The 21,779-nt window shown below is 32.8% G+C and carries 22 protein-coding genes; 17 read left to right on the top strand and 5 right to left on the bottom strand.

The annotated features are described in order from the left end of the window. Positions 1-20 precede the first annotated feature (20 nt). The 17 genes from dapG to TMATH_RS06025 all read left to right on the top strand — a co-directional run bounded on the left by dapG (position 21) and on the right by TMATH_RS06025 (position 17,990). A complete protein-coding gene (dapG, locus tag TMATH_RS06105) occupies positions 21-1,217 on the top strand; it encodes an aspartate kinase (RefSeq protein WP_013150322.1) in 1,197 nt (398 codons plus the stop codon). A gap of 62 nt (positions 1,218-1,279) precedes the next feature. Beyond that, entirely contained in the window at positions 1,280-1,981 is a 702-nt protein-coding gene (locus TMATH_RS06100) for a ClpP family protease (RefSeq protein WP_012995232.1), read from the top strand. A 6-nt stretch (positions 1,982-1,987) separates the two neighbouring features. Beyond that, entirely contained in the window at positions 1,988-2,197 is a 210-nt protein-coding gene (locus TMATH_RS06095) for a YlzJ-like family protein (RefSeq protein ID WP_013150321.1), read from the top strand. Positions 2,198-2,314: 117 nt separating this feature from the next. After that, a complete protein-coding gene (locus TMATH_RS06090) occupies positions 2,315-4,444 on the top strand; it encodes an FtsK/SpoIIIE family DNA translocase (protein ID WP_013150320.1) in 2,130 nt (709 codons plus the stop codon). 19 nt (positions 4,445-4,463) lie between these two features. Then, complete coding sequence (gene rimO / locus TMATH_RS06085; RefSeq protein WP_012995229.1) at positions 4,464-5,774, top strand: 30S ribosomal protein S12 methylthiotransferase RimO; 1,311 nt, start codon at positions 4,464-4,466, stop codon at positions 5,772-5,774. Beyond that, a complete protein-coding gene (gene pgsA, locus TMATH_RS06080; RefSeq protein ID WP_012995228.1) occupies positions 5,774-6,310 on the top strand; it encodes a CDP-diacylglycerol--glycerol-3-phosphate 3-phosphatidyltransferase in 537 nt (178 codons plus the stop codon). The genes rimO and pgsA overlap by 1 nt, the downstream gene beginning before the upstream one ends. 13 nt (positions 6,311-6,323) lie before the next feature. Continuing rightward, positions 6,324-7,565 (top strand): competence/damage-inducible protein A, encoded by a 1,242-nt coding sequence (locus TMATH_RS06075; protein WP_012995227.1) that lies wholly within the window; start codon positions 6,324-6,326, stop codon positions 7,563-7,565. A gap of 64 nt (positions 7,566-7,629) precedes the next feature. Continuing rightward, the gene (gene recA, locus TMATH_RS06070) at positions 7,630-8,655 is read left to right on the top strand and encodes a recombinase RecA (RefSeq protein WP_012995226.1); all 1,026 of its coding nucleotides are present in this window, start codon (positions 7,630-7,632) and stop codon (positions 8,653-8,655) included. 47 nt (positions 8,656-8,702) lie between these two features. Beyond that, a complete protein-coding gene (locus TMATH_RS06065; protein WP_012995225.1) occupies positions 8,703-9,299 on the top strand; it encodes a regulatory protein RecX in 597 nt (198 codons plus the stop codon). Between the two features lie 79 nt (positions 9,300-9,378). Then, positions 9,379-10,905, top strand: coding sequence for a ribonuclease Y (rny, locus tag TMATH_RS06060; RefSeq protein WP_013150319.1), 1,527 nt, complete (start codon positions 9,379-9,381; stop codon positions 10,903-10,905). 128 nt (positions 10,906-11,033) lie between these two features. Continuing rightward, positions 11,034-11,816: a TIGR00282 family metallophosphoesterase gene (locus TMATH_RS06055; protein WP_013150318.1), complete on the top strand. Its 783-nt coding sequence runs from the start codon at positions 11,034-11,036 to the stop codon at positions 11,814-11,816. A 72-nt stretch (positions 11,817-11,888) separates the two neighbouring features. Further along, positions 11,889-12,149, top strand: a complete 261-nt coding sequence (locus TMATH_RS06050) for a stage V sporulation protein S (protein ID WP_003866776.1) — start codon at positions 11,889-11,891, stop codon at positions 12,147-12,149. Between the two features lie 71 nt (positions 12,150-12,220). Beyond that, positions 12,221-13,057, top strand: coding sequence for a PHP domain-containing protein (locus TMATH_RS06045; RefSeq protein ID WP_013150317.1), 837 nt, complete (start codon positions 12,221-12,223; stop codon positions 13,055-13,057). Positions 13,058-13,113: 56 nt separating this feature from the next. Further along, positions 13,114-14,301, top strand: a complete 1,188-nt coding sequence (locus tag TMATH_RS06040) for a pyridoxal phosphate-dependent aminotransferase (protein ID WP_012995221.1) — start codon at positions 13,114-13,116, stop codon at positions 14,299-14,301. Between the two features lie 13 nt (positions 14,302-14,314). Next, entirely contained in the window at positions 14,315-15,736 is a 1,422-nt protein-coding gene (gene purB, locus TMATH_RS06035; protein ID WP_012995220.1) for an adenylosuccinate lyase, read from the top strand. A gap of 69 nt (positions 15,737-15,805) precedes the next feature. Continuing rightward, the gene (gene spoVK / locus TMATH_RS06030; RefSeq protein ID WP_012995219.1) at positions 15,806-16,702 is read left to right on the top strand and encodes a stage V sporulation protein K; all 897 of its coding nucleotides are present in this window, start codon (positions 15,806-15,808) and stop codon (positions 16,700-16,702) included. A 4-nt stretch (positions 16,703-16,706) separates the two neighbouring features. Then, positions 16,707-17,990: a methionine gamma-lyase family protein gene (locus TMATH_RS06025; protein ID WP_012995218.1), complete on the top strand. Its 1,284-nt coding sequence runs from the start codon at positions 16,707-16,709 to the stop codon at positions 17,988-17,990. A 48-nt stretch (positions 17,991-18,038) separates the two neighbouring features. On the opposite strand, the gene TMATH_RS06020 is transcribed toward TMATH_RS06025, so the two are convergent. From TMATH_RS06020 to miaA, 5 genes are all read right to left on the bottom strand, one after another. Then, positions 18,039-19,025, bottom strand: a complete 987-nt coding sequence (locus TMATH_RS06020; RefSeq protein WP_012995217.1) for a tyrosine recombinase XerC — start codon at positions 19,023-19,025, stop codon at positions 18,039-18,041. A 175-nt stretch (positions 19,026-19,200) separates the two neighbouring features. After that, positions 19,201-19,659, bottom strand: a complete 459-nt coding sequence (gene rnhA, locus TMATH_RS06015; protein WP_013150316.1) for a ribonuclease HI — start codon at positions 19,657-19,659, stop codon at positions 19,201-19,203. Positions 19,660-19,661: 2 nt separating this feature from the next. Next, entirely contained in the window at positions 19,662-20,456 is a 795-nt protein-coding gene (proC, locus tag TMATH_RS06010; protein ID WP_013150315.1) for a pyrroline-5-carboxylate reductase, read from the bottom strand. A gap of 70 nt (positions 20,457-20,526) precedes the next feature. Beyond that, positions 20,527-20,787, bottom strand: a complete 261-nt coding sequence (gene hfq / locus TMATH_RS06005; RefSeq protein WP_012995214.1) for an RNA chaperone Hfq — start codon at positions 20,785-20,787, stop codon at positions 20,527-20,529. A gap of 43 nt (positions 20,788-20,830) precedes the next feature. Beyond that, positions 20,831-21,778, bottom strand: a complete 948-nt coding sequence (gene miaA, locus TMATH_RS06000) for a tRNA (adenosine(37)-N6)-dimethylallyltransferase MiaA (RefSeq protein WP_013150314.1) — start codon at positions 21,776-21,778, stop codon at positions 20,831-20,833. Position 21,779 lies beyond the last annotated feature (1 nt).

The raw sequence follows: 21,779 nt of genomic DNA, 5'->3' as shown, positions 1-21,779 counted from the left end.
CAAAAGGAAAGGATGAGAACGTGAGAATATTGGTACAAAAATTTGGTGGAACTTCTGTATCAACACCTCAGAGGAGAGAGAAGGCTGCCTCAAAAGTAATTGAGGCAATAAAAAACGGTTTTAACGTTGTAGTAGTAGTTTCCGCAATGGGAAGGAAGGGAGATCCTTATGCCACAGACACTCTAATAAACATGGTTAAGTCAATAGATAACAATATTTCAAAGCGGGAATTAGATTTATTGATGAATTGCGGCGAAATAATCTCTAGTGTGACTTTTGCTGCGACTCTATTAAAAAAAGGATATAAAGCAAAAGCATTTACCGGAGGACAAGCAGGCATTATAACGGATGATAATTTTGGCAATGCGGAAATTATAAAAGTAGAACCAACAAGGCTATTAGAAAGTTTAAAAGAGGGAATTATTCCTATCGTGGCAGGTTTTCAAGGAATGACAGAAAAAGGGGATTTGACTACATTAGGGCGAGGAGGCAGTGATACAACTGCTGCTATTTTAGGTGTAGCTTTAAAAGCTTCTGCAGTAGAAATATATACAGATGTAGATGGGATAATGACAGCAGATCCTCGTATTGTTTCAAAAGCTCATATTTTAGAAAAAATAAGTTATAACGAAGTATTCCAATTTGCAGAGCAAGGAGCAAAAGTGGTACATCCTAGAGCCGTAGAAATAGCAATGATAGGTAATATACCACTTGTTATAAAAAATACTATGTCAGACAGTCCAGGCACTATTATAACTCAATATAATGAAGCTTACGACAATATTTACGATATAGACAAATTAGTCACTGGAATTGCTAATATGGACCACAGGGTCCAAATCGTAATAGAAAATAATGCAAATACACAAAATCTATTTGAAAAGATTGCAGAAGAAAAAATAAGCATTGACCTTATCAATATTTTTCCTGAAAAACAAGTGTTTACAATATCAGAAGGGGATTTTAAAAAGTTACAAAAGCTCCTTGAAGAAAATAACATAAAATATTCTTACAGAACTGATTGCTCGAAAGTCTCCATAATTGGTAACAGAATAAGGGGCGTACCAGGAGTAATGGCAAGGGTAATTAGGGCATTATCAAGGCATAATATAGAAATTTATCAAACAGCTGACTCTCATAATACTATTTCTTGTCTTGTAAGTCAAGATAAAGCTGAAGAAGCAGTAAGAGTGCTACATGAGGAATTTAATCTTTAAAAGACTTGAAAGCGCATACTATTGCGCTTTTTTCTTATACTAATATTAGGAGAGTGATAAAGATGAGTATTTTAAAAAGTGAAGAAACAAAACAACCTCAAACTTTACCACCTGTTCAAGAAAATTTGAAAAATTTAGGCCAGACAAACTTACCAAATTTTGAAAGTAATATTCATTGTCTCACTATAATAGGACAAATTGAAGGCCATATGATACTACCTCCACAAAACAAAACCACAAAATACGAACATATAATACCGCAATTAGTAGCGATAGAAGAAAATCCTAATATAAAAGGAGTTTTGATTTTATTAAATACTGTAGGAGGAGACGTGGAAGCAGGTCTTGCTATAGCAGAAATGATAGCAAGCCTTTCTAAGCCTACTGTATCTATAGTACTAGGTGGTGGTCACAGTATTGGGGTACCTCTAGCAGTTTCTGCAAATTATTCTTACATAGTACCAAGTGCAACCATGACAATACACCCTATCAGGATGACAGGAATGGTAGTTGGAGTTCCACAGACTTTTGATTATTTCAATAAAATGCAAGATAGGATAGTTGAGTTTATTGTGCGAAATTCAAAAATAAAAAGAGAGACTTTTATGGAGCTTATGCTTAAAACTGGAGAATTAGCCAATGACATAGGAACAATTTTAGTCGGAAAAGAAGCAGTAGATTATGGTTTAATTGATGAAATAGGGGGTATTAAAGAAGCTTTAAATATGTTACACAATATCATAGAGGGAAAAGAAAAAAGGTGAAGAATAATGTTATATACAATAATTCCCTATGAAGTAATTTTTGAAAAAAGAGATGATATACCTACTAATTACATAGAATTAAAGATGGGAAATAAGCAGTTAGTAGTAGAAAAACTCTCAAATGGAAATTACCTAATTCAAAGCATGTATTCTACTAATCCTTTTGATTATCTAGACACAAAATATACTCCAGGAAGCATAATAAGTATTTATTAGAAAAATTTTTGTGTTATAATAGATGTGTTAAAAAATCAGCACATCTATTTTTTTGTTGCTATTTTACATAATTAATACTAAAATTTTTATAGAAGAAATTTATAAACAGGTGATATTATGATTGACAAAAAACAAAAGCCTCTCAAAAACGAAATCATTGGAATTATATTTTTAGCTTTTACCCTAATTTCTTTCTTGAGTCTATATACTGATACAACAGGAACAATTGGCAAAAACATAGAAATTTTTTTAAAGGGCTCTTTCGGAATAGGTTCTTATGTTGTATCTGCTTTACTTTTAGTATTTGCATTGATGTTCCTTTTTAATAATCGAGATTTTATAAAATTAAACAAAGCTGCGGCACTTTTTGGGCTTTTTCTAACCCTCATAAGTTTAGATCATTTGTATTATTTCCCTTCTAATGAGGGATTAAAAAATTATATTTTAGCCGCTTACACTCATGGTATAAACAAGATGGGTGGAGGAGTTGTTGCTGCCCTACTGGTATATTTTCTAGTAAAACTTTTGGGTATCACAGGAAGTTATATATTATTGTTTTCTTCTTTGGCAATTTTTATAGTGCTTATTACAAATGTATCTATCGTAAATCTAATGGAATCTTCCTATCAAAAATTTAGTCAACGTAAAAAAAAGATAAAAAAAACATCCAATGAGAAGGAAGTAATTTCTACCCCAATTTCTCAGGAGGATTCTACAACCTTAGAAGAAAATATGAATATAATAGAAAAAAACAGAACAATCGATATAATTGAACAAGTAGAAGAAGAAAGAAAAGTCTATGAAAAAGATGCTAAAGATAAAGAAGAGATTATAGAAAGCGAGTATCTTCCTCCTCCTATAACTCTTTTAAAAGAAGCAGTTCCCCCACCAAAAATAAAAAATGAAGTGTTAATGGAAAAAGTAAAAAAAATAGAAAACACTCTTAAAAACTTCGGAGTTGATGCAAAAGTTATCCAAGTGACAAAGGGGCCTGCGATTACTAGGTTTGAACTTCAGCCTAGTGCAGGGGTAAAAGTTAGCAGAATAGTAAGTTTAACAGATGACATTGCTTTAAGTCTAGCTGCGCCTTCTGTGAGAATAGAAGCACCTATTCCCGGCAAATCTGCTATTGGAATAGAAGTGCCAAATGATAAAATCGCCTCAGTTTATTTAAGAGAAGTAGTAGATAGCAAAAAATTTAGAAATTTTAAATCAGAGTTAGCAATTGGTTTAGGTAAAGATGTCGCTGGTAATATTGTCATAGCAGATTTGTCTAAAATGCCTCATTTGCTCATTGCAGGTGCGACAGGTTCTGGTAAAAGTGTTTGCATAAATTCTCTTATAGTGAGTTTGTTATACAAAGCCCCTCCACAACAGGTGAAAATGATATTGATAGATCCAAAAGTAGTAGAACTTAATATTTACAACGGCATTCCTCATCTCTTAACTCCGGTTGTCACAGACCCTAAAAAGGCAGCCGGTGTCTTAAATTGGGCAGTGCAAGAAATGACTAAGCGTTATAATTTATTTGCCCAATATGGAGTTAGAGATATAGACAGCTATAACGAAAAATACAAAGAAAACAGCTTATATAAAATTGTAATCATAATTGATGAGCTTTCTGACTTAATGATGGTCTCTCCTGCAGAAGTAGAAGAATATATATTTAGGTTAGCTCAAATGGCAAGAGCAGCTGGCATTCATTTGGTCATTGCTACCCAAAGACCCTCTGTTGATGTAATAACGGGAGTTATTAAAGCTAATATTCCTTCAAGGATTTCTTTTGCTGTATCTTCTCAAATTGACTCAAGAACAATTTTGGATATGGCAGGTGCGGAAAAACTTTTGGGAAAGGGTGATATGCTTTTTAATCCTATAGGAGCAGCAAAACCTATGCGAATTCAAGGTGCTTTTATCTCTGAAGAGGAAGTAGAAGCTATAGTCAATTTCTTAAAAAATCACTTTAATCCTCAGTATGAAGAAATAGAAATTGAGGAAAAAACAAATGGAAAAGCTTTTGAACAACAAGAAGATGAGTTATTAGAAGATGCTATTTCTGTAATTTTAGAAACAGGGCAAGCCTCTATTTCAATGTTACAAAGAAGATTAAGAATCGGTTATGCGAGAGCTGCCCGAATCATAGACCAGTTAGAACAAAAAGGCATTATAAGCGGTTATGATGGTTCTAAGCCAAGACAAATTCTTTTATCAAAAGAAGAAATAAAAAAAATACTAGAAGAATCTTAAAAATAGAAAGGAAATGCAGATGAAAAATGTAGGAATTATATCCCTTGGATGTCCCAAAAACACAGTTGATTCAGAAAAAATGATAGCAATTTTAAAAGAAAAAGGTTACAACATAGTAAATGATGAAAATGAGGCTGATATACTTATTATAAATACTTGTAGCTTTATAGAAGATGCAAAAAGAGAGTCAATAGAATATATCATTGAAATGGGAAAACTCAAAAAACACAAGCTAAAATACCTAATTGCAACTGGCTGCTTGTCTGAAAGATATAATAAAGAATTATTAAAAGAACTTCCTGAATTAGATGCAGTAATTGGTACTGGAGATTTTCCCAAAATTGCAGAAGTGATAGAAGAAATAGAAAAAGGAAAAACTGTTTTAGAATATGGACACGCTAATTTACTAAATGATGAAGGAATACAACGTATTTTAACTACCCCAAATTATTACGCCTATTTAAAAATTGCAGAAGGTTGTAGCAATGTTTGTTCTTTTTGCGCAATTCCAAGGATTAGAGGAAGATACAGAAGTCGCAAAATGGAAGACATACTAAAAGAGGCTGAGGAACTCGTCAAAAAAGGTGCAAAAGAACTTATACTCATTGCTCAAGACACTACAAAATATGGAATAGATATTTATAAAAAATTTATGTTGCCTCAACTTTTAAAGGAATTATCTTTAATTCCTAATTTAAAATGGATAAGATTGCTTTATGCCTATCCGGACAGTGTTACAGACGAACTTATAGAGGAAATCAAAGCAAATAAAAAAGTAGTAAAATACATTGATATACCTCTGCAGCACTCTAATGATGAAGTGTTAAAAAGGATGAAGAGACACACTACTAGGCAAAAAATAGAGGAAGTTATAAATAAACTCAGAACCATTCCTAATATGGTAATACGTACTACTTTTATGGTAGGATTCCCTGGAGAAACAGAAGAAGAATTTGAAGATTTAAAACATTTTGTAAAAGAAAAAAGGTTTGAAAGAGTGGGGGTTTTTGCATATTCGCGAGAAGAGGGAACTAAATCTTATTATATGAAACCCCAAATTAAAAAGAGCGTAAAACTTAGAAGACAACAAGAGCTAATGGAAATACAAAAGGAAATTTCTTATCAACATAATCTTTCAAAAGTGGGGAAGCAGTTAGAGGTACTAATTGAAGGTTTTGAAGATGGAATATATTATGGCAGAAGTTACATGGATGCCCCTGAGATTGATGGTGTCGTTTATGTAAAAAGCGACAAAAAGCTCACTGCTGGAGAGTTTGTAGTAGTAACTATAACAGATGCCTATGAGTACGATTTGGTGGGGGAATATTAATGAATTTAGCTAATAAACTTACCATGTTAAGACTTTTTTTAATTCCTGTTTTTATGTTTTTTATGTTTGTCAAAGGTCCCTACAACGATTTTATAGCTGCAGGAATATTTGCACTTGCAGCATTAACTGACAAATTTGATGGATATGTTGCAAGAAAATTTAATCAAATAACTAATTTAGGGAAATTCATAGACCCGCTGGTAGACAAAATAATGGTTTCTTCTGCTTTAGTAGCTTTAGTACAAATGGAACGCATTCAAAGTTGGATTGTGGCAATTATATTAGCAAGAGAATTTTTAATAACAGGTATTAGAACTGTTGCTGCTGACAAGGGAATTGTCATTGCTGCCAGTAATTATGGTAAATATAAAACTACTTTTCAAATGATAGCAGTAATTGCATTGATGCTTAATAATTACCCTTTTAGTCTTATAAATTTTCCTTTTGACACTGTAATGATATATATAGCTTTAATTTTAACAATTTATTCAGGGGTGGATTACATTATAAAATCCAAAAATTTATTAAAAGACTAAAGAGGTGTTTTAATTGAGAGGAGAAATTATTTCTGTCGGTACGGAGCTACTATTAGGACAAATTTTAAATACTAACGCCAAGTATTTATCTGAAAAATTAGCTCTTTTGGGTATAGATATATATTTCCATACTAACGTTGGAGATAACGAAGAAAGATTAAAAGAATGTTTAAATATTGCTTTTAACCGTTCTGACCTTATAATAACAACAGGTGGATTAGGTCCTACAGTTGATGATATTACAAAAGAAACAGTGGCTTCTTTTTTAGATCTTCCTCTTATAGAAAGTCAAGAAGCGAAAGAGAAGATAATAAAATTTTTTGAAAAAATAGGGCAAACACCTACCATGAATAACTTCAAACAGGCTCTTTTTCCAAAAGGTGCAAGAATTTTGCCAAATAAGAATGGAACAGCTCCTGGTTGTATAATAGAAAGGGAGGATAAAATTATAATTATCCTACCAGGTCCACCTTCTGAGCTCATTCCAATGTTTGAGGAATATGTATATCCTTACCTAAAAGGCAAAACCAGCGAAATTATTAAGTCTCGAGTTATAAAAATATTTGGTATAGGCGAATCAAAAGTAGAGGAAATGGTAAAGCCACTTTTGTTTAGTTCTAATCCCACTGTTGCTCCTCTGGTAGGTGACGGATACGTAACTTTGAGAATAACTGCAAAAGGACATGATGACAAAGAAATTTTAAAAATGATTGAAGATATGGAATCAAGGATTAGAAGGATAATTGGTGACTACATATATGCTGTTGATGAAGAAGAAATGGAAGAAATTGTGGTAAAATTGCTGCAAAAAGACAAATTAACTCTTGCTGTTTCTGAATCTTGTACAGGCGGCTTATTGGCCAAAAAAATAACTGATGTATCTGGTGCTTCAAAAATTTTTAATTTAGGTATTGTTTCTTACAGCAATGAAGCGAAAGAAAACATTTTAGGGGTTAAAAAATCTACTTTAGAATCTTATGGAGCAGTAAGCCATGAGACAGCAAAAGAAATGGCAGAGAACATAAGAAAATTAGCCAATGCTGATTTCGGCCTATCTACTACTGGAATTGCAGGACCTACAGGTGGAACACCTGAAAAACCGGTAGGATTAGTGTATGTAGGTTTTGCTACCAATGAAAAAGTCTATGTAAAAAAATTAATGCTACATGGCGATAGAGACAGAATACGAATAAGGACTGTACTGCATGCTTTGGACATGGTGAGAAGATATCTTCTTGGAATAAAAATTGACTAGTTTTATCCATTAATATATAATTAATTTAATACAATACCTTGTATTTTTAGGAGGTAAATAATAAATGATAGAAAAGCAAAAAGCTTTAGAAATGGCTATAAGCCAGATAGAGAGACAGTTTGGCAAGGGTTCTATAATGAGATTGGGAGATACTGCAAAATTGAATGTAGAAGTAATACCTACTGGTTCTCTAGAATTAGACATTGCGTTAGGTGTTGGTGGAGTTCCAAGAGGAAGGATAATAGAAATTTTTGGTCCTGAATCTTCGGGGAAAACTACTTTAGCATTACACATGATAGCAGAAGCGCAAAAAATGGGAGGAACGGGTGCTTTTATAGATGCAGAACATGCTCTTGATCCTGTATACGCGAAAAATCTAGGAGTAAATATTGAGGACTTATTAGTGGCACAGCCTGATACTGGTGAACAAGCTTTAGAAATTGCAGAAGCTCTTGTCAGAAGCGGTGCTGTTGATATAATTGTAATAGACTCTGTTGCTGCATTGGTACCTAAAGCAGAGATTGATGGTGAAATGGGAGATAGCCATGTGGGACTTCAGGCGAGATTGATGTCTCAAGCTTTGAGAAAATTAGCAGGGGTCACGAGTAAATCTAAAACTATTGTGGTCTTTATAAATCAACTGAGAGAAAAAGTAGGAATTATGTTTGGAAATCCTGAAACAACCCCTGGGGGAAGAGCCTTGAAGTTTTATGCCACAATAAGATTAGACGTGAGAAAAGTAGATCCAATAAAGCAAGGAAATGAAATAGTTGGAAACAGAACCCGTGTCAAAGTTGTAAAAAATAAAGTTGCTCCACCTTTTAAACAGGCAGAATTTGATATAATGTATGGAGAGGGTATTTCGAGAGAAGGAAGTATTTTGGATATTGGCACAAGTATAGACATAATTGAAAAAAGTGGTGCTTGGTATTCCTATGGAGATATACGATTAGGGCAAGGAAGAGAAAACGCAAAGCAATTTTTAAAAGAAAACAAAGAAATTGCCGATGAGATTGAAAGAAAAATTAGAGAAAATTTCAATTTAGCTTATAATAAAATAACATCCTCCCCTGATGCAATAATAGAATAACCCCTTATTGTGGGGTTATTTTATTACAAAAAAGGAGAAATATAAATATGATAATCACTGCTATAGAAAAGCTAAAAAAAGCACAATACAAAGTTTACATAGATGGTGAATATGCTTTTAGCTGCAATTCAGAAGATTTAAGTTATTTAGGTATAGAAGAAGGAAAAGAAATAGATAATGAACAGTATAATTATTATGTAAACTATATTGCAATAAGACGAGCGAAGGATTACGCCTTTAAACTTTTATCAAAAAAAATAGTAACAGAAAAAGAACTATATCAAAAACTCAAGATCAGAGGTTTTAGCGAAAATGTAATAAATGAGGTTATCGAAAAGCTAAAAAGTTATAACTACATCAACGACGAAATTTACGCTAAGTTATTTATAGAACAGAAGATGAATCAACTACATAGCAGAAAAAAGATTTATTATGAGCTTATAAATAAAGGAATTAATAGAGAAGTTATTCAAGAAAGTTTAAGGAATTTTTATCCAAAAGAAAAAGAGGTGGAAATAATAAAAAAAATAATTGAAAAAAAATTAAAATTCCAGGAAGATACTAAAAAATTAAAAAACTACCTTTACAACAGTGGGTTTGAAATTGAAAACATTAGTACTGCTTTTAGAGAAAAAGATTTATAACTTGACATAATTTTGAAAAGGGTCTAAAATAAATTATGAATATCTACTAAGGAGGTGTAAGAATATTAGCTATGTTCAATTGATAATCACAGCACTTATTGCAATAGTAGTCGGCTTTCTAATTGGTTATTTAGCAAGAAAGATTATTGCAGAATCCAAAATAAAAAGTGCAGAAAGTTTAGCGCGGACCATATTAGAAAGTGCGAAAAGAGACGCTGAAAATAAAAAAAGAGAGCTGTTATTAGAAGCCAAAGAAGAAATTCACCGTATGCGAAGCGATTTAGAAAAAGAAATAAGGGATCGCAGAGGTGAACTGCAACGTTTAGAAAAAAGACTCCTTCAAAAAGAAGAAACTTTGGATAAAAGATCCGAAACTTTAGAACAAAAAGAAAATCTTCTTGAAGAAAAGCAAAAAGAGATTCAACAATTGGAAGAACAAATTTCATTGCTCCATCAAAAAGAGATAGAAGAGTTAGAAAGAATTTCGGGACTGAGCCGTGAAGAAGCAAAAGCTATTTTATTTGAAAGTGTTCAAAAAGATATACAGCATGAAATGGCTGTAATGATTAAAGAAATGGAAAACAAAGCTAAAGAAGAAGCAGAAATGAAAGCGCGAGAAATAATTGGCACTGCCATTCAACGCTGTGCAGCTGATCATGCCGCTGAAACAACTGTATCCGTTGTTACTCTTCCTAATGATGAAATGAAAGGTCGCATAATAGGTAGGGAAGGTAGAAATATAAGGACAATAGAGACTTTGACGGGAATTGACCTTATAATAGATGATACTCCTGAGGCTGTTGTCATTTCAGGCTTTGACCCTATACGAAGGGAAATTGCACGGATTGCCTTAGAAAAATTGATTGAAGATGGGCGAATACATCCTGCGAGAATAGAAGAAATGGTAGAAAAGGCTAAAAAAGAAGTAGACAACATGATAATTAAAGCAGGCGAAGAAGCGGCTTTTGAAGTAGGAATTCACGGTTTGCATCCCGAGCTTATTAAGTTATTAGGAAGACTTAAATTTAGAACTAGCTACGGGCAAAACGTCTTAAAGCATTCTATCGAAGTAGCTCATTTGGCAGGGCTTATGGCTTATGAATTAGGTGCAGATGCTTTGGTGGCCAAAAGAGCAGGACTTTTACATGATATAGGTAAAGCCGTAGACCATGAGGTAGAAGGTCCTCATGTCATGATAGGTGCAGAACTCGCTAAAAAGTATCACGAATTTGACACTGTTATTCATGCTATAATGGCTCATCATAATGATGTGGAACCTCAGACTGTTGAGGCAGTATTAGTACAAGCAGCAGATGCCATTTCTGCTGCAAGACCAGGGGCAAGGAGAGAAGCATTAGAGGCTTATATTAAGCGTCTAGAAAAGTTGGAACAAATCGCTAATTCTTTCGAAGGTGTAGAAAAGTCTTATGCTATACAAGCAGGAAGAGAAATCAGAATAATGGTAAAACCTGAAATTGTCAATGATGATGATATTGTCATTTTAGCACGAAATATAAGCAAAAAAATTGAAGAAGAAGTTGAATATCCAGGTCAAATAAAAGTGACTGTCATAAGAGAGACAGTAGCGGTAGATTATGCAAAATAAAGCATTGAAAAAAAGCGTGCGATAAGCACGCTTTAAAAGTTTCATTATAAATTTTCATAAACTTATTGTTTTAATAAGTAGGTTTGTGTAATAATAAATTTGAGAAAATTATTTTTTGGAGGTTACCAATGAAGATACTTATCATCGGCGATATTGTTGGAAGATTGGGTAGAGATATATTAAAAGAGCGTTTGCAAGAACTAATATCAGAATATAATGTTGACATTGTTATAGCTAATGGCGAAAATGCTGCGGGAGGGAATGGTCTAACCCGTAAAGTTGCTGATGAACTCTTTGAAATTGGAATTGCTGCATTAACAATGGGAAATCATGTTTGGGATCAAAAAGAAATATTAAAATTTATTGATGAAGAAGTGCGAATTGTAAGGCCTGCTAATTATTTAGAGGAAACACCTGGAAGAGGTTCTATAGTGCTTAATTTTAAAAATTCAAAAATTGGCATTATAAATTTGCAGGGAATTACTTTTATGCCTTGTAATAGAAATCCTTTTTTTGTAGCCTTAGAAGAAGTAGAAAAATTAAGAGTTGAGACCAATATAATCCTTGTAGATTTTCACGCAGAGGCTACTTCTGAAAAAATAGCTATGGGATATTTTTTAGATGGAAAAGTAAGTTGCGTATTTGGAACTCATACTCATGTACAAACGGCTGATGAGAAAATATTACAAAATGGAACAGCTTATATAACTGATGTTGGTATGACAGGTCCTAGTGATTCTATATTAGGAATAGATAAAGAATTAATAATTAAAAGATTTACATCATCTGTACCTGTACGCTTTGAAGTTGCAAAAAAAGGTCCTGCCCAAATTAATGCCATTGTAATTTCTGTTAATGAAATAACAGGAAAATGCTATAACATAGAACGCATTAATAAAATTTATTCGTAAAAAGAAGGATTTTTAAAACAAATGTAGAATATTAACAAGGAGAAAATCATTTGTCTTTAAGGGGGAAAAACAATGGAAGTGTTAAAAGTTTCAGCAAAGTCTAATCCAAATGCTGTAGCAGGAGCGTTGGCAGGGGTGCTAAGGGAGCGTGGAGGTGCAGAAGTTCAAGCAATAGGTGCAGGTGCAATAAATCAAGCTGTAAAAGCTGTTGCAATCGCAAGAGGGTTTGTGGCTCCCAGCGGAATTGACTTAATTTGCATTCCTGCTTTTACAGACATCGAAATAGACGGTGAAGAAAGGACAGCAATAAAATTAATTGTAGAGCCGAGATAAAGAATAACCTGCATTTTGCAGGTTATTTTAAATTATTAAAAGCAAGATTTAGAGAAAGGTTGTGATATTATATGTTTGCAGACCTTCATATGCATTCAAAAGCCTCCGATGGAACTAATTTGCCTTCTGAAGTAGTTCGATTGGCAAAAGAACACGGACTTAGCTGCATTTCTCTAACAGATCACGATACAATTGATGGTCTTGAAGAAGCCGTTTGGATTTCTTTTAAATACGAGATTGAAGTTATTCCTGGAATTGAGTTTAATTGCTATTATCAAAATCAAGAAGTCCATATATTAGGTTATTTTATAAATTATAAAGATAAAAAATTTATTGAAAAGTTAGACGAAATGAAAAAGTTAAGAAGTGATAGAGCCAAAGCGATTTTAAAAAAATTAAATGAATTAGGACTTGATATTTCTATAGAAGATGTGTTGGAATTTACAAATGAAAAATTCATAGGAAGACCTCATATAGCAAGAGCTCTGATGAAAAAGAATTATGTAGAAAGTGTAAAAGAAGCTTTTGAAAAATACATAGGAGTTGGTGCCCCTGCTTATGTAGAAAGATATAGAATCACCCCTTTTGAAGCAATAAAGCTTATTTTAGGAAATGGAGGTGTTCCTGTCTTAGCTCATCCTGGTTTACTTCAAGATGATAGTATTATTGAGGAATTGACAATTGAGGGATTGATAGGAATAGAAGTATACCATTCAAAACACACTACTGAAGATGTGAAAAAGTATCTAAACAAAGCAAAAAAATACAAATTAATTATAACTGGAGGTTCAGACTTTCACGGTGAAGAAGTAGATGGCAGAGACCTTTTAGGAACCATAAAATTAGACTATGAATATATTGAAATATTGAAAAGTAAAGCTAAAAATTTTGTAGAAATATCAAAATAATTAAGGTAAAATAATATTTGTGACTTGTGTAACCAGACCCTCTGGAGGTGTAAAAATTGAATTTATCCCAAAATGCCTTACAAATTACCCCTTCTATGACATTAGAAATAACAGCAAAGGCAAAACAGCTAAAAGCCCAAGGCATAGACGTCATAGATTTCGGAGTAGGAGAGCCAGATTTTGATACACCCGATTACATAAAAGAAGCTGCAATTGACGCGATAAAAAATGGCTATACTAAATATACTCCTTCCTCAGGCATTTCTGAGTTAAAAAAAGCAGTATGTGACAAACTTTTAAGAGATAACGGCCTTAAATATCAACCAGAACAGATTGTCATATCAAATGGTGCAAAACACTCTATATATAATGCTCTTTGTGCAATTTTAAATCCTGGCGACGAAGTTATAATTCCTGTACCTTATTGGTTAAGCTATCCTGAGATGGTAAGGCTGGCTTATGGAAAGCCTGTCTTTGTAAAAACAAAAGCAGAAAATGACTTTAAAATTACAGCCGAAGAATTAAAAAATGCTATTACCTCTAAGACAAAAGCTTTAATTTTAAATACCCCCAACAATCCAACTGGCTCAGTGTATACTAAAAAAGAGTTAGAAAAACTTGCAAAAATTATTGAAGAAGCAAATATTTTTGTCATTTCAGATGAAATATACGAAAAATTAATTTACGAAGGCAGTCACATCAGTATCGCCTCTTTAAATGAAAAAATTAAAGAACTGACAATTTTGGTAAACGGCATGTCTAAAACTTATGCTATGACAGGATGGAGAATTGGATATACTGCTTCTTCTTTAAAACTAGCAAAAGTTATGTCAAACATTCAAAGTCACACCACCTCAAATCCCAATTCAATTGCTCAATATGCCAGTGTAGCCGCTTTATCAGAAGATGAAACAGTTATTAAAAGAATGGCAGAAGAATTCAATAAAAGAAGAGTTTATATGGTAGAAAGGTTAAATAAAATAAAGGGATTAAAATCAAATAATCCTCAAGGGGCTTTCTATGTAATGGTAAATATAGATGAATATATTGGAAAAGAGATAAATGGAAAAATTATCCAAAGTTCAATAGATTTTGCAAAAGTTTTAATTGAAGGAGCAAATGTAGCAGTTGTTCCTGCTTTGCCTTTTGGAATGGACAATTACATTAGGATTTCTTATGCTACTTCCCTTGAAAATATTGAAAAAGGTCTAAATAGAATTGAAGAATTTTTAAATAAAGTATAATGAGGAGGTAAATATGCGAGACACTTACCAGAATCCGTTAATAACAAGATATGCTAGCAAAGAAATGGCCCAAATTTTCTCTGATGATGAAAAATTTAAAACTTGGCGAAGATTATGGGTAGCCTTGGCAAAAAGCCAAAAAGAATTAGGGCTTAATATTACAGATGAACAGATTAAAGAAATGGAAGAAAATATAGACAACATAAACTATGAAGATGCGGAAAAATTTGAAAAAGAGTTTAGGCATGATGTTATGGCTCACATACATGCCTATGGTCTTTTGTGCCCAAAATCAAAGCCTATAATCCATTTAGGAGCTACCTCTGCTTTTGTAGATGACAATACTGACATAATTTTGATGGATAAAGCTTTTAAGCTAATTGAAAAGAAGCTTCTTAAAGTAATAAAAGTTCTATCCGAATTTGCTTTAAAATATAAAGATTTACCTACTTTAGGTTATACTCACTTTCAACCAGCTCAACTTACTACAGTTGGTAAAAGAGCATGCCTTTGGATCCAGGATTTAATTCTCGATTTACAAGACTTAAGATATAGAAGAGAAAACATAATGTTAAGAGGGGTAAAAGGTACTACTGGTACACAAGCAAGTTTTATGGAACTTTTTGGTGGTAATGAAGAAAAAGTAAAAGAGCTAGACAGATTAGTAATAGAAAAAATGGGATACAAAAAATCCTTCCCCGTGACAGGACAAACTTATACGAGAAAATATGACTTTATGCTCTTGTCTGTTTTAAGCGGTATTGCTCAAAGTGCTCACAAATTCAGCAACGACCTGAGGCTTTTGCAACATTTAAGAGAAATTGAAGAGCCCTTTGAAGAAAAACAAATAGGCTCCTCTGCAATGGCTTATAAAAGAAATCCTATGAGAAGCGAGAGAATGGCAGCTTTAAGTAGGTATGTTATTGTAACACTTTTAAATACATCAATTACTTCTTCTACTCAATGGTTTGAAAGAACCTTGGATGATTCGGCTAACAGGCGGATTGTAATACCTGAAATGTTCCTTGCCACAGATGCTATATTAAATCTTTACATAAACATTGCGTCTGGTTTAAAAGTAAACAAAAAAATAATTGAAAAAAATGTGATGAAGGAATTGCCTTTTATGGCTACAGAAAAGATTTTGATGGAAGCTGTACTTAAAGGGGGAGATAGGCAAGAATTACATGAAGCCATAAGAGTATATTCCTTAAAAGCAGCAGAAGAAGTTAAAAATGGAGAAGAAAATAGATTACTTTATTATATACAAAATGACCAAAGATTTAAACTTTCCCAAGAAGAAATTAAAGAATTAGTTGACCCTATAAAATTTACCGGAAGAGCTGTAAGCCAGACTGAAGAATACATTGAGGAAATTGTAAACCCTATTTTAGCAGATTTTAAAGAAGATGTAGAAGCAAAAGTAGAAGTATAAAATTTGTTCACTTTCCACATCCCAATATCATAGAATAACAATAAAAATGGTATTGGGATGTGGTGGTAGATGGGAATATGGCCAGTTTTTTTTGAAGGATATAAAATAGAAAAAAAGTCAGAAGACAAACCTAAAGAAGTTACAACAACTGTGGATGATAAAAAATTACAAGAAGAAGCTTTAAAAGAGCTAAATTCTTTGATAGGCCTTAATAAAGTGAAAGAAATTATACAAGAAATTTACGCTTTCTCGCAACTGCAAATAAAGCGTAAAAAGGAAGGATTAGCCACTGAACCTATAGTATTACATATGATATTTAAAGGCAATCCAGGAACTGGCAAAACTACTGTAGCAAGGATATTAGGAAAGCTTTTAAAAAGTATAGGAGTTTTAGAAAAAGGCCATGTAGTCGAAGTAGAGAGAGCTGATCTAGTAGGAGAATACATAGGGCATACTGCTCACAGAGTTCGTGAAAATGTAAAAAAAGCTTTGGGAGGAATTTTGTTTGTAGATGAAGCTTATTCTTTGGCAAGGGGTGGAGAAAAAGACTTTGGCAAAGAAGCTATTGATACTCTTGTCAAAGAAATGGAAGACAATAGGAATAAATTTATACTTATATTAGCAGGTTACAAACACGAAATGGAATATTTTTTAAATACCAATCCCGGACTTCGCTCCAGATTTCCAATCCAGATAGATTTTCCTGATTATACTATAGATGAACTTCTTCAGATTGCGGAACTCATGGTAAAGAACAGGCAATATAAGCTTACAGAAAGTGCAAAGAGAAGATTAATGAAAATATTGATTCGTGACGACAATTCAAGAGAAATGGGAAATGCGCGCCTTGTAAGGAATATCATAGAAAGAGCAATCAGAAAACAGGCTGTAAGAGTTTTAAACAAAATAAATATAACCAAAGAAGATTTAATAACAATTGACAGTATAGACATTAGAGAGGACTGAGAAAATGGACACAAAAAAATTTTTGCAGAACAATTTCCATATAAACTCAAAAATAATCGAGGTTATAGAAAAAGCAGAAAAAGATTGTCATCCTGTATTTAGAAAGATTGATAAGATTGTAGAGTACAATCAGTATAAGGTCATATATCATTTCCAAAGGAACAAATTAAGTGATATCCATTTTAATGGCACAACTGGCTATGGATATGGTGACATAGGGCGAGAGACAATCGAAAAGATATATGCAGGAATATTTGCCGCAGAAGACGCTCTAGTAAGGCCTCAAATCGTTTCTGGAACCCATGCGATATCATTATGCCTATTTGGCAATTTAAAACCAAATGAAGAGCTAATTTCGGCTTGTGGAAGGCCCTATGATACGTTAGAAGAAATAATAGGTATAAAAGGGGAGGGGAGGGGAAGTTTAAAAGAATATGGAGTCATATATAAAGAAATTCCCCTCCTCGAAGATGGAGAAATAGATATAGAAAGGGTAAAAAAAGCAATAACCTCAAAAACTAAAATGGTGATGATTCAACGATCAAAAGGATATGACTATAGAAAGTCTTTGAAGATAGAAGATATAGAAAAGGCAATTAGTGAAATTAAAAAGGTAAAAGAAGATGTAATTATATTTGTAGATAATTGCTATGGAGAATTTACTGAGATAAAAGAACCGACAGAAGTAGGAGCCGACATTATAGCAGGTTCTCTTATAAAAAACATGGGTGGGGGAATTGCTCCTACTGGTGGATACGTAGTAGGTAAAAAGGAGTTGGTAAAAAATGCCTCTTACAGATTATACGCTCCTGGTATTGGAAAAGAAGTAGGTCCTTCTTTAGATTTAAATAGATTGATTTTACAAGGGTTATTCCTTTCACCTCAAGTGGTAGGACAAGCTTTAAAAGGAGCTGTTCTTTTAGCGAAAATTATGTCAGACTTAGGCTATGAAGTTATTCCAAAATATGACGAAGAAAGAACTGATATAGTTCAAGCTATTAAATTTAAAACTGCTGAAGAGTTGATATCTTTTATCCAGGGAATACAAATGGGTTCCCCAGTAGACTCTCATATAATTCCTGAGCCTTGGGACATGCCGGGATATCAAGATAAAGTCATAATGGCAGCAGGAGGATTTATACAAGGCTCTTCTATAGAGTTAAGTGCAGATGCCCCTATAAGAGAACCTTATATCGCATACGTGCAGGGTGGCCTTACTTATCCTCAAGTAAAATTGGCAATAACTATTGCCTTAAATAATATTTATAAGAATCAATTGGAAAATTAAATAAAGACAGACACGAAGTAAAAAACGCTTTGTGTCTGTCTTTATTTGCTATTCCTTTTGTGATAAAGGATTTTTATTTACAGCTTCTTTTAATTGTGAATCATCTACATGGGTATAAATTTGCGTCGTAGAAACGTTAGAATGCCCTAAGAGCTTTTGTAAAGTCCTTATATCTACATTACCATATCTGTACATCAAAGTCGCGGCTGTATGGCGCAATTTATGGGCAGAATATTTTTTTCCTCCTAAATTAGCATTTTTTAAATGTTTTTTCACAGTATATTGTACGGTTTTTACACTTATTCTTTTTAATCTTTTGCTCAAAAACAAAGCCTTTTTATCTTTCACTCCTTCTTTAGGCCTTACTCTCAAATATGCATTTATTGCATTAATACAGGCGTCATTTAAATAAACTGTTCTTTGTTTATTTCCTTTTCCTATAACTGTTAGTTTATCGTCTTTAATGTCGTCTATATTTATATTCACCAGTTCAGAAACCCTAAGCCCACAGTTTAAAAACAAAGTTATGATAGCATAATCCCTTTCTTTAAAAGGTCCATCTATAGAATCCAAAAGTTTTTTACTTTCATCAAGAGTAAGGTAGATAGGCTGTCTTACAGAAAGTTTCGGCGACTCTAATTCTTGAGTAGGATTTTTATTTATCACTTTAGCTTTTTTGTAAAGATAATCATAAAATGACCTTAAACTTGCTACTTTTCGAGCACGAGCAGGGGGAGTATTAGACCTTTCGTTAGTTACAAAGTTGAGGTAAGCATATAAATCGTTTAAATCAACAGATTCTATTAAGTCAACATCTACATCAGAAATATCTATTTCATCAAATTCAACATCAGGGCTTACTTTTCCGCGTCTTTGCTTTAAAAAGCGTAAAAACAAAACCAAGTCATAGGCATAAGCTTTTACAGTATTATAAGAACGGGCTTTTACCGTCGAAAAGTAGTTTAAAAATTCTTCAAGAAGAGGCGGGTATTTAGTAAAACCATTATTAGAAATATTAGAAGCTTCATTAGACATTCTCAAAACTCCTTTCTAAAATTCTAATTATACGAAATAGTTATTTCGTATAATTACTTGTATATATGATACCATATATATAATACTTAAATCAAGCTATTTTTAGACTAACGTTCAAAATTATTAAAAAGCTCAAGGAACCTTACTAAACTAAGATTCCTTGAGCTTAAAACTCTTATAACTTTTTAGTATTTCTTTTTATTTGCTCTGTAGCCAGTCTATCACATAAATTATTGAATTCATCATCTGCATGACCTTTTACTTTAATCCAATTGATTTGATGTCTTTTTGAAACCTCTAAAAGCTCCTTCCATAACTCTTGATTTTCTACTGGCGTTTTATCTGATTTTAGCCAATTGTTTTTCTGCCATTTTTCAAGCCAGCCTTCTTTAAAGGCATTTATCACATAACTACTGTCACTATATAAATTAACTTTACAAGGCCTCTTTAAGGCTTTCAAAGCTTCTATTACTGCTTTTAATTCCATTCTATTATTTGTAGTATTTTCTTCAAATCCTGATATTTCTTTCCTTGCTTCTTTGTATAGTAAAACTGCTGCCCAGCCACCTGGACCAGGATTACCACTACAAGCTCCATCTGTGTATATTTCAACAATATCGATATTATTTTCCATCTTTACTTCAGTCCCTTTGTTTTTTGATATGCAGCTGAAACCGCTTCAATCACCGCGCTTCTCATTGCATTTTTTTCCAAAATTCTTATACCTTCAATAGTTGTACCACCTGGAGATGTCACCATGTCTTTTAATTGACCAGGATGAAAACTTGTTTTTAGTACCATGTTACCTGCACCAGCTACAGCCTTTGAGGCTAATTTATATGCAATATCTCTTGGTAATCCCAATAATACACCACCATCTGCCAATGCTTCAATAAACATGTACACAAATGCTGGACTACAACTAGAGACAGCCATTGCAGCATCAATCAGCTTTTCTTCCACTTCTACAATTTCCCCACAGGCTTTAAAAATTTTTGTCACAACCTCTTTATCCTCTTGCTCGATCTCTTGTGAGTAACTTATAGCAGTAATACCTTCTCCTATTAAAGCAGGAGTATTAGGTATTGTTCTCACTATTTTTCCTGTTTTTAAGATATCTTTGACATGACTTATAGTTATGCCTGGAGCTATAGTAATTATTATTTTTTTAGCAGTTACTTTTGCTTTTATTTCTTCTAATACAGCATCGTAAATATTAGGTTTTACTGCTAAAATGACAATATCTGACTTTTCAGTTAGATCAGCATTGCTTTTTGCTACAATAACACCAAATTCTTTTTCTAATCCTGCTGTTTTTTCTTTCACCGGATCGTAAAGAATTAAATCTTCAGCATCTATAAAATCTGACTTTAATATGCCCTTTATAAGAGCAAGTCCCATATTACCGACGCCTATAAAGCCAATCTTCATCTTAAAAACTCCCTTGCTTTGTTATTTCAAAAAAACAGTATTAGTTGCCCTAATACTGTTTTTTTGTTGTTTACTCCTCCTTCTTTTCATCTTTATCAGAACCAGAGAAAATTACAGGCTTTTGCGGCGTTATTGTCGAAATAGCATGCTTATAGATAAGAAGTTGTTGTTTGTTTTCTGATTCCAGCACCACTGTAAAATTATCAAATCCTTTTACTAAACCCTTTAATTGAAATCCATTAATTAAGTAGACGGTTACTGGTACATGCTCTTTTCTTACTTGATTCAAAAAAATATCCTGTAAATTAATAGCTGCTTTTGAACTTGCCATCTTTATCCCCCTTCTTTAATTATGTATCATTAGTTATATTCTATCAAAAATTTAATTTTCCTGCTAAATATTTAATAATATTTTTTTTGAGTTCTTCATAATTTTTATAGTCATCTACAAAAAACCATTTGATAAATTCATAACCCTTAAACCAAGTGATCTGTCTTTTTGCATACCTCCTTGTCCCTTTTTTAATTTTTTCAACAGCCTCTTCTAAAGAAATCTCTCCTTTTAAATATTCGACAATTTCTTTATATCCTAAAGCCTGCAAAGCGGTACTGTCTTTATTATACCCGATTTTTAGCAAGTTTACCACTTCTTCAACCAAATTATTTTTTATCATTTCATCTACTCTTTGATTAATTCTATCGTATAAAATTTGTCTGTTTCTGAAATTAAGCCCTATCATTATTGGCTGATACTCTGGATTTAAACGCATACCACTCATTTTTTGATAGTAAGAAATAGGTTTGCCTGTAAATTCATAAACTTCCAAAGCCCTGATGATTCTTCTAATATCATTTGGATGGATTTTTTTTGCTGCCTCTGGGTCCACACTTTTTAATCTTTCATAAAGATATTGATTACCATAGTTGTTTGCTAATTCTTTCATTTTTTCTCTAAATTCTTTGCTTCCTTTAAAATCAGAAAAGTGCATGATATAAATTATTGAATTGATATATAAACCAGTTCCACCTACAATTATAGGAAGTTTCCCTCTTTTGTGAATATCCTTTATAATCTCTTTTGCTCTTTTTTCATATTCTGCAACACTAAACTCTTTATTCGGATCTACAATATCTATCAAATAATGAGGGATACCTTGCATTTCTTCCTTTGTGATCTTTGCTGTACCAACATTCATGTACTTATAAATTTGCATAGAATCAGCAGAAATGATTTCTCCATTAAATTCTTTTGCCAGGTCTACACTTAATTTAGACTTGCCAGAGGCGGTAGGTCCAACAATAAGCACAATTTGTATAGCCATC

Source organism: Thermoanaerobacter mathranii subsp. mathranii str. A3 (assembly GCF_000092965.1).
Taxonomy (GTDB): Bacteria; Bacillota; Thermoanaerobacteria; order Thermoanaerobacterales; family Thermoanaerobacteraceae; genus Thermoanaerobacter; species Thermoanaerobacter thermocopriae.
The sequence above is the reverse complement of the archived record's forward strand: the minus strand, read 5'-3'. Positions and strand labels throughout refer to the sequence as shown.